The sequence below is a fragment of the Streptomyces sp. NPDC107550 genome (assembly GCF_055639095.1).
This window is the reverse complement of sequence record NZ_JBVKBC010000002.1, coordinates 444,522-459,124: the sequence shown is the minus strand read 5'-3', so window position 1 is coordinate 459,124 and position 14,603 is coordinate 444,522. Positions and strand designations below refer to the sequence as shown.

Here is a 14,603-nt window from a genome sequence, read left to right as displayed (position 1 = left end):
TGGGGAGCCGGCACCCTGATGGCCGGGGCGGACCGGTCTGCGGGCTGCCCCCTGGGGTCGTCGTTCACCTTTCGCCGGGTGGCGGGCCGGCCGCGCAGTTCCCCGCGCCCCTCCAGGGGCGCGGGGAACTGCGCGACCAGCCACGACGAGAGTCGAGGAAATCCAGCGGCCGGAGCCACCCACCTACCCAGGTCAGGGGGCCGGTTTGACCCTTCTGAGGGGCGACCCGTAACCTTGAGCGTCGGCGTGTCCATAGGCGCGCCTCACTCCCGTAAACCTTCTTCCTCCGGGACCCGCGGACGCGACCTGTCCGTACGCGACCCAGGAGAGGCCGTTTCGCGCGGCTGGACTGCGGGGGTTCCGTTCCGAGCGAGAGAGAGATCCGCGTGTACGCCATCGTGCGCAGCGGTGGTCGCCAGCACAAGGTTGCTGTCGGCGACATCGTTGAGGTTGACAAGATTTCCACTGCCAAGGTTGGCGACACGGTCGAGCTCTCGACCCTGCTCGTTGTCGACGGCGAGGCTGTGACCAGCGACCCGTGGGTGCTGGCCGGCATCAAGGTCCAGGCCGAGGTCGTGGACCATCACAAGGGCGCGAAGATCGACATCCTTCGCTACAAGAACAAGACCGGCTACCGCCGTCGTCAGGGCCACCGCCAGCAGTACACGGCGATCAAGGTCACTGAGATCCCCACGGCTGCGAAGTAAGGGACTGAGGAGACATGGCACACAAGAAGGGCGCATCGTCCACCCGGAACGGGCGCGATTCCAACGCTCAGCGGCTCGGCGTGAAGCGCTTCGGCGGTCAGGTCGTCAACGCCGGTGAGATCCTGGTCCGCCAGCGCGGCACCCACTTCCACCCGGGCAACGGCGTCGGCCGTGGCAAGGACGACACGCTGTTCGCGCTCGACGCCGGTTCGGTCGAGTTCGGTACCCACCGTGGCCGCAAGGTCGTGAACATCGTCCCGGTCGCCTGACCCGGACTCTGTGCGAGGCGGACCTCACTTCCCGTGCCGGGAAGCGGGTCCGCCTTTCGCGTGTTGCAGTGCAGTAGAGACATTTTTCGTACCTCTCCCGGCCCCGGCCGGGGGAACCCCCAGGAGGCCCCCACCATGACCACCTTCGTGGACCGCGTCGAACTGCATGTCGCCGCGGGTAGCGGAGGCCACGGCTGTGCCTCCGTCCACCGTGAGAAGTTCAAGCCGCTCGGCGGCCCGGACGGCGGCAACGGCGGCCGTGGCGGCGATGTGATCCTGGTCGTCGACCAGGACGTCACGACGCTCCTCGACTACCACCACTCGCCGCACCGCAAGGCGACCAACGGCGCGCCCGGCGCGGGCGACAACCGCTCCGGCAAGGACGGCCAGGACCTCGTGCTGCCCGTCCCGGACGGCACGGTCGTCCTCGACAAGCAGGGCAACGTGCTGGCGGACCTCGTCGGCCAGGGCACCACGTTCGTCGCCGCCCAGGGCGGCCGCGGCGGCCTCGGCAACGCGGCGCTGGCCTCGGCTCGCCGCAAGGCCCCCGGCTTCGCGCTGCTCGGCGTGCCCGGTGACACGCGGGACGTCGTGCTGGAGCTGAAGACGGTCGCGGACGTCGCGCTCGTCGGCTACCCGAGCGCCGGCAAGTCCTCGCTGATCTCGGTGCTCAGCGCGGCCAAGCCGAAGATCGCCGACTACCCGTTCACGACGCTGGTCCCGAACCTCGGCGTGGTCACGGCGGGCTCGACCGTCTACACCATCGCCGACGTGCCCGGTCTCATCCCCGGCGCGAGCCAGGGCAAGGGCCTCGGCCTGGAGTTCCTGCGCCACGTCGAGCGCTGCTCGGTCCTCGTCCACGTCCTGGACACGGCGACCCTGGAGTCCGACCGCGACCCCGTCTCCGACCTCGACGTCATCGAGGCGGAGCTGCGCGAGTACGGCGCGGGCCTGGAGAACCGGCCGCGGCTCGTCGTCCTCAACAAGATCGACGTGCCCGACGGCCAGGATCTCGCCGAGATGGTCCGGCCCGACCTGGAGGCCCGCGGCTACCGCGTCTTCGAGGTGTCCGCCGTCGCCCACAAGGGGCTCAAGGAGCTGTCCTTCGCGCTGGCCGAGCTGGTCGCCGGGGCGCGTGCGGCGAAGCCGAAGGAAGAGGCGACGCGTGTCGTCATCCGGCCGGCCGCCGTGGACGACGCCGGGTTCACCGTCACGCGTGAGGAGATCGCGGGTGAGCCGCTGTACCGGGTGCGCGGTGAGAAGCCGGAGCGGTGGGTGCGGCAGACCGACTTCAACAACGACGAGGCCGTCGGCTACCTCGCGGATCGGCTCAGCCGCCTCGGGGTGGAGGACGAGCTGATGAAGGCCGGCGCGCGCAGTGGTGACGGTGTGGCCATCGGGCCCGAGGAGAACGCGGTCGTCTTCGACTGGGAGCCTACGGTGATGGCCGGGGCGGAGATGCTTGGGCGCCGGGGTGAGGATCACCGGTTCGAGGCGCCTCGGCCTGCCGTTACGCGGCGGCGGGAGCGGCAGGCTGAGCGGGATGAGGCGCAGCAGGAGTATGAGGGCTTCAACCCCTTCTGACGCCCTACGCCGAAGCCCCCTCTGGTAGCTCCACACCAGAGGGGGCTTCGGCTTGCGTCGGGGGCCCAGCCCCAGCGGGTGGGTTCTTCGTCCTGGCCCCCTAGGCAGGTGGGTGGTTCTGCCGGTGGGGATCCTCGACTCGCGTCGTGGCTGGTCGCGCAGTTCCCCGCGCCCCTGAGGAGCGGGGCTTCGCCCCAACTCCCCAGGGGGAGGTGGCGACGCAGTCGCCCCTCCAGGGGCGCGGGGAACTGCGCGACCAGCCCCCACCGGCCCGCAGGTGGCAACGAACCCCCGGCTGGGATTACGCCGTTACTTCGGGTTCGGCCGCCTCGACCTCGGCGACCTGCTCCTCGACGGAGTCGGCCCGCTGAGGCGGAATCTCCGAGTCGCTCCGCGAAGCCATCCGCACGCGCCGCTCATCCGCCTTGTCGCACAACGCCCGCACCGCCCCGTTGAACCGCACGATGGACGGCGGCTCGGAGGGCCCGAGGAGGTGCCCCTTGAGGTCCAGACGGGCCTGGGCGTACACATCCTCGTCGTCGCCGCGAACGGCCGCCAGAAGCCCGGGCACGCCCTTCGCGTCCGGCGTCAGGATCGTCGCCGCGCTCACGGTCGGGAACCCGGAGCGGAACTCCCCCTCGGTCAGCCCCGAGGTGTTGGCGACGGCGTACGGCTTCTCGCTGGCGAGCCAGTCGGAGACGACGGAGGAGACGTCGGAGATCAGCACGTCCGCCTGGTTGAAGCAGGCGAAGATCCCGGGCCGCGCCTCGGTGACGATGAGGTGCTCCCACTCCGGGAAGGAGGCCCAGTAGGCCCGCTCCCACGCGGCGGTCGCCTCGGCGACGGCCTCCGCGCGGCCCCCGGCGGGCGCGCCCTGGAGCAGCATCCGCTCCATCTCGTCGGCGCTCGTACGGAAGGACGTGGAGGTCAGCCGGTCGAGCGCGGCGGTGGCGCGGGCCAGCTCGGCGGCGGCCTCGGCGCCGGGGCGGGCGCCGGAGCGCCGCGTGTTGGCCTCGCGGATCATCTCCATGATCCGCTTGTTGGCCTCGCCCGCGGCGGGCACCTGCGAGCCGGTCATCGGGTGCGGCTTGTAGATCAGGCGCACCTTCTCGTCGGCGAGGAGGTGGCGCACGATGTTCTCGCCGGCGAGGACCACCGACGTGTTGCCCGGGTTGCCGTCCCAGCCCTCCCAGGTGGGGGCGTACAGGACGGTCGTGTACGCGCCGGTCGCCGGGCCCGAGGCGACCTGGATCGGGGAGAGCTGGGGGCGGCCCACCTCGACGACGTCCTTGTCCTCGACGCCGACGTCGGCGAGCTGGTAGCGGTCGCGCGCGGCGGGCCCCGCGACCCAGACCTCGTCGTACGCCTTCGCGTACGGGTTGCAGGAGCTGAGCTTGTCGGACTCGCCGTGGTTGATGAAGGCGTGCTTGATCGTGGGGATGCGCAGCACCTGGGAGGTCTTCGCCGCGTTCGCCGGGTGCAGCATCATCTTCAGCGTCGAGTTCTCCAGGGAGAACATCGTGGCGACCTTCGGGAAGCAGATGATCGGCACGTCCGTCGCGTCGATCTTGTTCACCATGAAGCGCTCACGCAGCACGATCAGCGGCTTGCCGTCGACCTCGGCGAGCGTGGAGAGCCACATGTTGGCCTGGTACGCGGAGGTCGTACCGCCCGAGAAGTACATGGCGACGGTCGGCTTGTACGCGGCGAGCCACTTGTCGAGCCACTCCATGACGCGCTGGTCGTCCAGGGCGCGCTTCTTCGGCGTGAGCCAGGTGCCGAGGTAGACGGCGCCGGCGGCGAGCAGCGCGACGGAGACACCGAGGCCGATGCCGCCCCACAGGGCGTTCGTCGTCGCGGCCGTGACGACGAGGCCGATCGTGGCGGGGAAGGAGAAGGACAGCAGGCGGTGGCTGGCCCGGCGGGAGAGGATGCGCGGCGGGGCGGGGGACAGGCGCAGCGCGGACGCGTCGATGTTGCGGGTGACGATCGGCAGCGTACGGCTGCGGCGTACGAGGACAGCGGCGGCCTGGCAGACGAAGTGGCAGACGTAGACGGAGAGCAGCGCGATCAGCAGGGGCGCCTGCTCGCCGAGGGGGTCGATGCCGTCGATGCGCAGCAGGCCGACCAGGATCAGCATGTCGCGCAGCAGCTGCCGCACGGTGACGTCGAAGCGGACCTTGCCCAGGAGCGAGAGCAGGCCCGGGTGACGGAACTGGAGGTACGTGTCGAGGGCGAGGCCGGCCAGGCTCGCGGCGATGAACACCGGGACGTACGGGACGAGCGCGCTGACGAGCTGGGCCACATAGAGCGCGAACATCGTGAACAGCGCTGCGAGCTGCACGACACGGCGCGGGGCAAGTCCGGCGGAGGGCACGGGCTGGGCTCCTGGCAGGGGGTCGGTGGGTGGGGGGGAAAATCCTCTGGGGGGTGGCCGCCTCGGTGAAAAGGCTGACCACTGACCGTATGACTTCGAGAGGTCCCGTAGCAATCTTCCGTGATGACAATCACCGCTTAAGGGGATATAAGGGGTGGAACTCGGAGGGTGGAATCGGCCTCTCGGTTGCCTCGCGGACGCCCCCGGCTTCGCGCCGGACGGGAAATGTCCGCCTCGTGAAACCCGCGCGCGTTCCGGTGGCCATGTCACGTAAATTGCGGGCCATGTCGAGGGCAAGGCAAGGCGTCATGGACGCGCGCCGGATCGTGGTCAAGGTCGGATCGTCGTCGCTCACCACGGCCGCGGGGGGTCTGGACGCGGACCGCGTCGACGCCCTCGTGGACGTGCTGGCCAAACACCGGGGCGCCGGGAGCGCGGGGGAGGGGCGGGAGATCGTCCTCGTCTCCTCCGGCGCCATCGCCGCCGGACTCGCGCCGCTCGGCCTGACCCGCCGCCCCAAGGACCTCGCCCGCCAGCAGGCCGCCGCCAGCGTCGGCCAGGGCCTGCTCGTCGCCCGCTACACCGCGTCCTTCGCCCGCTACGGCGTCCGCGTCGGCCAGGTCCTGCTCACCAGCGACGACATGGCCCGCCGCGCCCACCACCGCAACGCGTCCCGCACCCTGGACCAGCTCCTGGCCATGGGCGCCTTCCCGGTCGTCAACGAGAACGACACGGTCGCCACCGACGAGATCCGCTTCGGCGACAACGACCGGCTCGCCGCGCTCGTCGCCCACCTCGTCCACGCCGACCTGCTCGTCCTGCTCTCCGACGTCGACGGCCTCTACGACGGCAACCCCGCCACCCCCGGCACCTCCCGCGTCGCCGAGGTCCGCGGCCCCGCCGACATCGCGCACGTCAGGATCGGCTCGGCCGGCAAGGCGGGCGTCGGCACCGGCGGCATGGTCACCAAGGTCGAGGCCGCCTCCATCGCCGCCGCGGCCGGCATCCCCGTCGTCCTCACCTCCGCGACGCACGCCGCCGACGCCCTCGCGGGCCGCGACACCGGTACGTACTTCCACCGCACCGGCCGCCGCAGCGCCGACCGCCTGCTCTGGCTCCAGCACGCCTCCACCCCGCAGGGCGCGATCACCCTGGACGAGGGCGCCGTCCGCGCGGTCGTCGAGGGGCGCAAGTCGCTGCTGCCGGCGGGGATCGCGGCCGTCGAGGGCGAGTTCAGCGCCGGCGACCCGGTCGAGCTGCGCGACGAGGGCGGGCGCGCGGTCGCCCGGGGCCTGGTCAACTTCGACGCGAAGGAGATCCCCCGGCTCATCGGCCGCTCCACCCGCGATCTGGCCCGCGACCTCGGGCCCGCCTACGAGCGGGAAGTCGTACACAGGGACGATCTGGTCCTCCTGCGGGCGTGAAAGACCCCGTTCCGCCTTCGAAACCGCCTGTCGGAACGGCCGAAAGCCTGTCACCCGAGGGGAAGCTTCCCCAAAACCGCCCCACGGCGGCTCGTGTCCTGCTCAACTGCTGATGCAGGGAATTCACCATCAGGGGAAGTTTCTCCGTACGACCATCGCGCATGAGGAGGCCGTCGTGAGACGAACGCGCCCGGGGGCCGCGGCCAAGGGGTCGCGCGGGTCGGCACAGCGGGCACTGACCAGCGTGGCCGCGGGCGCCGCCTACGAGGAGGAACACGCGGGCGAGGCGGAAGCCCCGCAGGCCGAGGCGGGCCCCCGCCTGTGGCACATCACGCTCAGCGTCTCCGGCGCCGAGACCCCGATCGCCGAGGTCAGGCGCGGCCTCGAACAGCTCGCCCACGACCACCCCTTCCTGCTGACCAGCCGCTACGCCGTCGACCACGCCGAGATCCGGTACTGGGAGGAAGCCCGCGACCTGCACGACGCCGCCGCCGTCGCGCTGCGTCTGTGGGGCGAGCACCGCCAGACCTCCCGGCTGCCGCCCTGGGAGATCGTCGGCCTCGAGGTCATCGACCGCCAGACCTACCACCAGCGCATCGCGGAGGGCTTCGGACCGCTGCCCGCCACTCCCGTCGGCGTGCACCCCTTCTGAGCAGCCCCGCACCCCGCTCACCGGCCGCTTTTCGGCCATGTCTCACCCCCCGGGACACGGGATGGACGCCCGCGCCCGCCCCGTTACGCTGCCGGTCATGACGTCGCTGCCGCTGAACCCGTACGACTCGATGACCCCCGTGGCCCGGGCCGCCTACCGCGCCCGGTCCGCCGCGGACGACCTCGCCGCCCTGCCGCGCGCCGACAAGGACGACGCCCTCGCCGCCATCGCCGACGCGCTGGAGGTCCGCAGCGCCGAGATCGTCGAGGCCAACGCCGAGGACATCGCCCGCGCCCGCGAGGCCGGCACCTCCGAGGCCATCGTCGACCGGCTCACCCTCACCCCCGAGCGGGTCCGCGCCATCGCCCGTGACGTACGCGACGTCATCGCCCTGCCCGACCCGGTCGGCACCGTCGTCCGCGGCAACACCCTGCCCAACGGCATCGACCTGCGCCAGATCCGCGTCCCCCTCGGCGTCGTCGGCATCATCTACGAGGCCCGGCCCAACGTCACCGTCGACGCCGCCGCCCTCTGCCTCAAGTCCGGCAACGCGGTCCTGCTGCGCGGCAGCTCCTCCGCGTACGCCTCCAACACCGCGCTCGTGCGCGTCCTGCGCGACGCGGTCGGCGGCGCCGGGCTGCCCGCCGACGCCATCCAGCTCGTGCCCGGCGAGTCCCGCGACTCGGTGACCGAGCTGATGCGCGCCCGGGGCCTGGTCGACGTCCTCATCCCGCGCGGCGGCGCCGCCCTCATCAAGAACGTCGTCGAGAACTCCACCGTCCCCGTCATCGAGACCGGCACCGGAAACTGCCATGTCTACGTGGACGCCGACACCGACCTCGACATGGCCGTCGACATCCTCGTCAACTCCAAGGCCCACCGCGTCTCCGTGTGCAACGCGGCCGAGACGCTGCTCGTGCACCAGGACATCGCCGACGCCTTCGTGCCGCGCGCCCTCGACGCGCTCGCCGACGCCGGCGTCACCGTCCACGCCGACCCGCGGATCATGGCGTACGCGGAACGCTCCAAGGCGACCGTGGTCGAGGCCACCGCCGAGGACTGGGAGACCGAGTACCTCTCCTACGACATCGCCGCCGCCGTCGTGGACGACCTCGACAAGGCCGTCGAGCACATCCGGCTCTGGTCCTCCGGCCACACCGAGGCGATCGTCACCACCTCGCAGGCCGCCGCCCGCCGTTTCACCCGGCTGGTCGACTCCACCACGGTCGCCGTGAACGCCTCGACGCGGTTCACCGACGGCGGCGAGTTCGGCTTCGGCGCCGAGATCGGCATCTCCACCCAGAAGCTGCACGCGCGCGGCCCGATGGGGCTTCCCGAGCTGACCAGCACCAAGTACATCGTCACCGGCGACGGCCACACCCGGTAGCCGCGAAGCGGGTCACGGCGCCCGGAGGACGCGCCGAGGACGGGCCGAAGACGTGCGGGCGAATTCCCGCACTCCCTGCCCAGAACGACCCCCCAGGTCTACTCTGGAGGCGTGCCGGAGGACGTGGGGGGCACGCCGTTCTCGGACGGCCGGGAGCCCGACGACGACCACGACCGCGGGGGCTGGGACGAGGAACTGGCCGCCGTGGTCTTCGACGAGGACTTCGTGCAGGCCGCCGAGGTCCATGAGCCCACCGCGGTCGAGCGCCTGCTCGCCGCGGCGCAGGCCCGCGCCGAGGCGCAGGAGGCCGAAGCCCGCAGGGCCCGCATCCGGCGCGGCGCCGACGACGACTACTACGAGGACGGCGAGCACCCCGGCGCCCACGGCCCCGGCGCCTACGACGGCACCTTCGACGACGTCGACGACCTCTACGAGGAGCAGCTGGAGCGCGAGGGCCGCGCGGGCACCCACCCCGGCCTCGTCCGCTGGCGCAGACCCGTCGCCTGGGCGCTCGCCCTGCTCATGGGCGTCGGCATGGTCGCCCTCGCCTTCACCGCCGTCTACCGGGGCGCCTCCTCGGGCCGCCAGGACCGCGTACCGCCCCCGGCCACCACCGAACTGGAGAAGAACCTCCCGGGCCCCGCCTCCGTCCCCGTACGGGCGCCCGCCTCCGCCTCGCCCGGCGTCCCCCGCCCCGCTGTCTCCGCGGTGCCGCGCACGCCCTGAGCGGCCCCGGAAGCCCCCGCGGGAAGCCGAGGCGCACCAGGGCGTTTACCGGCGAGCGCCGAGACCTACCCTGAAGGTATGGGCGGGCGAGGAGACCCACCGGAGGGGACACCGGAAGGCGGCGGTTCCGGCGGTGGCGCGAGCAGCGAGGACGAGTACCGATCCGTCGTGTTCGACGAGTCGTTCGTCCGGGCTGCCCGGCTCCAGGAGTTCTCCGCCCGCGAGCGCATCACCGACCACGCGCCCGCCGTGCGCCGCACCCCCGCGCTGCGCAGGGGCCTGACCCGGCAGGCCGTCGTCCTCGCCGTCCTCATCGTGATCGCCTTCGGCACCGCGATCTACATGGGCGTGCGCGGCCCGTACCGCGCGGGTCCCGTCGCCCGGCACGCCGAACCGCTGCGGATGACCGTCATCCCGCTCGCCCCCGCGGGCAAGGTGCCCGGCGCGTCCTCGGTCTCCGCGCTGTACGCGCACAGCCCCGCCGCCGGCTTCGAGGTCGCCGCCGACGGCATACCGCTGCCGGACGAGATCCGCCGCACCCCGCACTTCTCCGACGGGCAGGTGGTCAGCGCGCTCACCACCGCCAAGGACTACCTCGTCGACTCCTCGCTCGACCCGGCGGTCCTCACGCGCGGGGCCGTGCGGCCGGTGCGTACGCTCGTGGACCCGCGCCAACTCGACCAGTTCGACCAGAGCTTCGAGCGGCCCCGGGCCGACGGGCGGCACGCCGTCACCGGCTGGCTGACCCGCTTCGACCCGGCCCGCACCGAACTGGCCGACCCGCGCGTCCGCGTCCGGGGCACGCTGCGCGTCGCCGAGACCGACACGGACACCCTCGAAGTCGCCTCGGACCACACGTTCGTCTACGCGCTGCGGCCCGCCGGCGCCCCCGATGACGCGAAGGCGTCCCTGTTCACCGTCCGGCGCGAACTGCACTTCCGTTTCGACCGCGAGGACCTCCGCAGCCACCGGGCCGAACTGCTCGTCTCCTACGTCCAGGCGGGACCGCTCGCCTGCTCCGCCGACTCCGCGTCCGGGATGCGCCCGCTGCTCGCCGGGCAGCGCGTCAAGGGGGACGGCCCGGCGGGCACCGACCCGTACGCGCCGGGCAGCGCGACCGCGCTGTGCGGCGCGCTCGCGCCCCGCGCCGAACCGTCCCCCTGAGCGGGCCTGAGCCGAAGGAAAGGCGTCAGGAGTCGTCGGCGGTGCTGTGCCCGCCGCCGTTCTCCCCGCCGCGCTCGCCGTTCGAGCCGTTGCCGCCCGCGCCCGAGGCGAAGCCGCCGAAGCCGCGGCGGACCCGGCCGCCGAGGTCGCCCGCGCCGCCCGCGATGTCGCTGACCAGCTTCATCAGCGGGTCCTTCGAGCTCTTGACGTGGTCGGTGTAGTGCGCGGCCGACTCCCGCAGCGAGTCCGTGACCGAGGTGTCCTTGTCCTCGGTGCGGCGCGGGTAGTGCCCATCCATGAGCCGCTGGTAGTCGCGCGTCTGCGACCACTTCTTCAGCTCGGCGGCCCGCACGGTCGTGAACGGGTGCGAGCGCGGCATCACGTTGAGGATCTTCAGTACGGAGTCACGCAGGTCGCCCCCGGCCTCGTACTCCTCGGCCTGCTTGAGGAACGCGTCCACGTTCATCTCGTGCAGGTGGTTGCCGCCCGCGATCTTCATCAGGCCGCGCATCGACGCCTGGAGGTCCTGGCCGACCAGGAGCCCCGCGCGGTCCGCCGACAGCTCCGACTTGCGGAACCACTCGCGCAGCGCCGTGACGATCGCCATGATCGCCAGGTTGCCCAGCGGGATCCACGCCACGCGCAGCGCGAGGCTCGTCAGGAACAGCAGGATCGTCCGGTACACCGAGTGGCCCGACAGCGCGTGCCCCACCTCGTGGCCGACGACCGCCCGCATCTCCTCCTCGTCGAGCAGTTCGACGAGCCCGGTGGTCACGACGATGATCGGCTCGTCCAGGCCGATGCACATCGCGTTCGGCTGCGGGTCCTGGTTCACGTACATCGGCGGGACCTTCTCCAGGTCCAGGATGTAGCAGGCGTCCCGCAACATGCCGTTGAGGTGGGCGAACTGATCGTCGGAGACCCGTACCGAGTCCGACAGGAACAGCAGGCGCAGGCTGCGCTCGGGCAGCAGGCCGCTGAGTGCCTTGAAGACCGTGTCGAACCCGGTCAGCTTGCGCAGCGCGACCAGCGCCGAGCGGTCCGCCGGGTGCTCGTAGGCCCGGGAGGAGATGCCGGGAAAGCGCCGGCGCTGCCTGCTGGGAACGTGTTCGTGCTGCTCGTGCGGTACGTCGGGCATACGGCCCCCCATGTCTGTGGCATGCCGGTCGACGGCATGCCGAGGCGAGTCGAGATCGTGCGGCGCGCGTGTCGCGGCGCGCGCCGGAAAGTCGTACGGGCGTGCCCCCGAGGCGGGTCCCACAGTATGCGGAGTTACCGTGACGGGGCAGCACACCGAAGGAGCGAACCGTCATGGACCCTGCCGATCACCTCATCTCCGCCGTGGCCTCCGGCGGCGGCCCCGGCAATCTCTTGCGCATCGTGTTGATCGTGGGCGTCCTCGGGGCGGTCTTCCTCGCGTGGTTCCTGTTGCGCGGGTACAAGCGCGACGAATCCAAGGACGACTGAACACCCCGTCCAGGTTGCTTCGGCGCCGGACCCGCCGGGTCCGCGCGCGAGACCCGGGGGCCCGTACGGCAGAGTCGGCGTGAGCGCCGCGAGGGGCCCCGCTTACGATGGGTCAGAAATCTTCATCCCGATCCCACACCGGATAGGTCCTGCTGACGATGAGCCTCCACGCGACCGCTGCCCAGCTGGCCACTCTCGCCTCCGAGGGCGGCGAGCACGGCGGCAACCACGAGAGCATCAGCCCCCTCATGACGGGCGGTGCCGCGTTCGTCATCCTGCTTCTGCTGCTCTGGATCACCACGCGCTTCAACCGCGACCGCTGATCCCGGCGGGGACCACCCGGATCGGGCCAGTAGGCTCTGCTCGCATGGAAGCGCAGGACATGCCTACCGGCCCGGTCGACAGCCCGGCCGGCGGCCCGGACCGTGAGTGGGCCTCACCGGCCAAGCGACGCCTCGGCGTGATGGGCGGAACGTTCGACCCGATCCACCACGGGCACCTCGTGGCGGCCAGCGAGGTCGCCGCGCAGTTCCACCTCGACGAGGTGGTCTTCGTGCCGACCGGGCAGCCCTGGCAGAAGAGCGACAAGCGGGTCTCGCCGGCCGAGGACCGCTATCTGATGACGGTCATCGCGACCGCCGAGAACCCGCAGTTCTCCGTCAGCCGCATCGACATCGACCGCGGCGGTCCCACGTACACCACGGACACGCTGCGCGATCTGCGTGCGCTCAATCCGGACACGGACCTCTTCTTCATCACCGGCGCCGACGCCCTGGGCCAGATCCTCACCTGGCGTTACACGGACGAGCTGTTCTCCCTGGCACACTTCATCGGCGTCACCCGGCCCGGCCACACGCTCGCCGACCCCGGCCTGCCCGAAGGTGGCGTCTCGCTCGTCGAGGTCCCGGCGCTCGCCATCTCGTCCACGGACTGCCGTGACCGGGTCGCCAAGGGTGACCCCATCTGGTACATGGTGCCGGACGGTGTGGTGCGCTACATCGACAAGCGCGAGCTGTACCGAGGCGACTGATCCCGCACCGCCGAGAGGGGCATCGGTGAACGACCGATACGACGGTTACGACCAGCACGACGACGCGTACGAGCTGGTCGGCTATGACGAGTTCGGCCGGCCGGTCTACCGGCAGGCCCAGCAGGCGCCGTCGTACGAGCAGCACTCCGGGTACGGATACGGCTACGACCCGTACGCGGGCGGGCAGCAGCAGCCTTACCCGCCGCAGGAATCTCACCAGTACCCACAGCAACAGCAGTCACACCCGTATCCGCAGCAGCAGCCGCAACAACAGCCGCCGCAGCAGCCTCAGACGTATCAGCAGCCCCAGCACCAGCCCCACCAGCAGCAGCAGCCTCAGCAGCCGTCCGCCCCGCAGCCGCAGTCCGCGTACGACCCCTACGGCGGGTATCAGCAGGCGCCGCGCGCGCAGGAGGCCGCCCAGTCCACCGCGTACATCCCGCAGCAGGCCGCGCCGCCCGAGGAGCCGGAGGCGCAGGCGCAGCCGCAGCGGGAGGACCGGGACTACCGCACCGAGCAGTTCTCCTTCGTGGAGGAGCCGGACGACAACTCCGAAGACGTCATCGACTGGCTGAAGTTCACCGAGTCGCGCAGCGAGCGGCGCGAGGAGGCCAAGCGGCGCGGACGCAACCGGATCGTCGCCCTCGGCGTCGTCCTCGCCCTGTGCGTGGCCGGCGGCGTCGGCTGGCTCTGGTCGCAGGGCGCGCTGCCCTTCATGGGGAAGGACGGCGGCGCGGCCGGCGGCGCCGCGGCGGCCGGCCCGCAGAACCGGGACGTGATCGTCGTCCACCTGCACAACACCAAGGGCGGCGGCACCTCCACGGTCCTGCTGGTCAACAACACGACCACCAAGCAGGCCACCACCGTCCTGCTGCCCAACTCCCTCGCCCTGCAGAACGAGGACGGCACCACCACCACGCTCGCCAAGTCCGTCCACGACGACGGCTCTTCGGGCACCGGCGACGCCCTCGACACGCTCCTCGGCACCGACGTCGAGGGGACCTGGCGGCTGGACACCCCCTACCTCAACAACCTCGTCGAACTCGTCGGCAACATCGAGGTCGACACCGACACCGACGTGCCCGACCCCGGCAAGAAGGGCGCCACCCTCGTCCACAAGGGCCAGGACCAGACCCTCAGCGGGCAGGCGGCCGTCGCGTACGCCACCTACCGGGCCAAGGGCGAGGCCGAGACCGCGCAGCTCCTGCGGTTCGGCAAGGTCATGCAGGGAGTCCTGCGCAAACTGTCCTCGGACCCGCAGGCCGCGACGACGACCGTGCAGACGCTGTCCCAGATCCTCGATCCGTCGCTCACCGAGAAGGACCTCGGCGCGTTCCTCGCCAAGCTCGCCGACCGTGCCAAGGAGGGCGACTACAAGACCGCCCTGCTGCCCGTCGGACGCGGCGGCGCCCTCTCGCAGGCGGCGGCGGACTCCGTGGTCAAGGACGTGCTCGGCGGCACGGTCAAGGCACCGGCCGAGGGCGACGCCCCGCGCGTCTCGATCAAGAACGCCAGCGGCGACAAGTCCCGTACGGACAAGGCCCGTATCGCCCTCGTCAACGGCGGCTACACCTACGTCAGCGGCGGCACCGGCGGCACGGCGGCCACCTCCCGCGTCACGTACGCCGACGCGGCCCACAAGAAGGACGCCGTGGAGGTCGCCAAGACGCTCGGCCTGCCGGACTCCGCGGTCGGCAAGGGCGCGGCCGTGGGCAACGCGGACGTCAGCGTGGTCATCGGGCAGGACTACCGCCCGCAGTAGCCGCCCGCGAGAGCCGGCCGGCCCCGGGCAGAGCCCCGCGCGCGTGGGGCGCCC

14 protein-coding genes are annotated in these 14,603 nt (G+C 71.8%); 12 read left to right on the top strand and 2 right to left on the bottom strand.

The features are described 5' to 3' along the window. Nucleotides 1–386 precede the first annotated feature (386 nt). The 3 genes from rplU to obgE all read left to right on the top strand — a co-directional run bounded on the left by rplU (nt 387) and on the right by obgE (nt 2,560). Nucleotides 387–707: a 50S ribosomal protein L21 gene (rplU, locus tag ACZ7LY_RS05085; protein WP_471623120.1), complete on the top strand. Its 321-nt coding sequence runs from the start codon at nt 387–389 to the stop codon at nt 705–707. 14 nt (nt 708–721) lie between these two features. Continuing rightward, nucleotides 722–976 (top strand): 50S ribosomal protein L27, encoded by a 255-nt coding sequence (rpmA, locus tag ACZ7LY_RS05080; RefSeq protein ID WP_282515039.1) that lies wholly within the window; start codon nt 722–724, stop codon nt 974–976. Nucleotides 977–1,111: 135 nt separating this feature from the next. Next, a complete protein-coding gene (obgE, locus tag ACZ7LY_RS05075) occupies nt 1,112–2,560 on the top strand; it encodes a GTPase ObgE (RefSeq protein WP_471623119.1) in 1,449 nt (482 codons plus the stop codon). A gap of 301 nt (nt 2,561–2,861) precedes the next feature. Here the strand turns inward: obgE and ACZ7LY_RS05070 are convergent, their stop codons facing one another. Next, nucleotides 2,862–4,937, bottom strand: coding sequence for a hypothetical protein (locus ACZ7LY_RS05070; RefSeq protein ID WP_471623118.1), 2,076 nt, complete (start codon nt 4,935–4,937; stop codon nt 2,862–2,864). Nucleotides 4,938–5,221: 284 nt separating this feature from the next. On the opposite strand from ACZ7LY_RS05070, the gene proB reads away from it, so the two are divergent. The 5 genes from proB (at nt 5,222) to ACZ7LY_RS05045 (ending at nt 10,290) form a co-directional block, all read left to right on the top strand. Then, the gene (gene proB / locus ACZ7LY_RS05065) at nt 5,222–6,361 is read left to right on the top strand and encodes a glutamate 5-kinase (protein WP_471623117.1); all 1,140 of its coding nucleotides are present in this window, start codon (nt 5,222–5,224) and stop codon (nt 6,359–6,361) included. Between the two features lie 175 nt (nt 6,362–6,536). Next, nucleotides 6,537–7,013: a hypothetical protein gene (locus ACZ7LY_RS05060; protein ID WP_471623116.1), complete on the top strand. Its 477-nt coding sequence runs from the start codon at nt 6,537–6,539 to the stop codon at nt 7,011–7,013. 97 nt (nt 7,014–7,110) lie between these two features. Then, nucleotides 7,111–8,400, top strand: a complete 1,290-nt coding sequence (locus ACZ7LY_RS05055; RefSeq protein ID WP_471623115.1) for a glutamate-5-semialdehyde dehydrogenase — start codon at nt 7,111–7,113, stop codon at nt 8,398–8,400. Nucleotides 8,401–8,511: 111 nt separating this feature from the next. Then, the gene (locus ACZ7LY_RS05050) at nt 8,512–9,126 is read left to right on the top strand and encodes an SCO2584 family spore wall biosynthesis protein (RefSeq protein WP_471623114.1); all 615 of its coding nucleotides are present in this window, start codon (nt 8,512–8,514) and stop codon (nt 9,124–9,126) included. A 78-nt stretch (nt 9,127–9,204) separates the two neighbouring features. Next, nucleotides 9,205–10,290: an SCO2583 family membrane protein gene (locus tag ACZ7LY_RS05045; RefSeq protein ID WP_471623113.1), complete on the top strand. Its 1,086-nt coding sequence runs from the start codon at nt 9,205–9,207 to the stop codon at nt 10,288–10,290. A 25-nt stretch (nt 10,291–10,315) separates the two neighbouring features. Here ACZ7LY_RS05045 and ACZ7LY_RS05040 read toward each other — a convergent pair whose 3' ends face one another. Beyond that, complete coding sequence (locus tag ACZ7LY_RS05040) at nt 10,316–11,428, bottom strand: M48 family metallopeptidase (RefSeq protein ID WP_471623112.1); 1,113 nt, start codon at nt 11,426–11,428, stop codon at nt 10,316–10,318. Nucleotides 11,429–11,601: 173 nt separating this feature from the next. On the opposite strand from ACZ7LY_RS05040, the gene ACZ7LY_RS05035 reads away from it, so the two are divergent. The 4 genes from ACZ7LY_RS05035 (at nt 11,602) to ACZ7LY_RS05020 (ending at nt 14,549) form a co-directional block, all read left to right on the top strand. Further along, nucleotides 11,602–11,757 (top strand): hypothetical protein, encoded by a 156-nt coding sequence (locus ACZ7LY_RS05035; protein WP_471623111.1) that lies wholly within the window; start codon nt 11,602–11,604, stop codon nt 11,755–11,757. A gap of 158 nt (nt 11,758–11,915) precedes the next feature. After that, a complete protein-coding gene (locus ACZ7LY_RS05030; protein WP_361541789.1) occupies nt 11,916–12,080 on the top strand; it encodes a hypothetical protein in 165 nt (54 codons plus the stop codon). Between the two features lie 44 nt (nt 12,081–12,124). Then, the gene (gene nadD, locus ACZ7LY_RS05025; RefSeq protein ID WP_471623110.1) at nt 12,125–12,787 is read left to right on the top strand and encodes a nicotinate-nucleotide adenylyltransferase; all 663 of its coding nucleotides are present in this window, start codon (nt 12,125–12,127) and stop codon (nt 12,785–12,787) included. A gap of 25 nt (nt 12,788–12,812) precedes the next feature. Beyond that, complete coding sequence (locus ACZ7LY_RS05020; protein WP_471623109.1) at nt 12,813–14,549, top strand: LCP family protein; 1,737 nt, start codon at nt 12,813–12,815, stop codon at nt 14,547–14,549. The last annotated feature ends 54 nt before the right edge of the window (nt 14,550–14,603 follow it).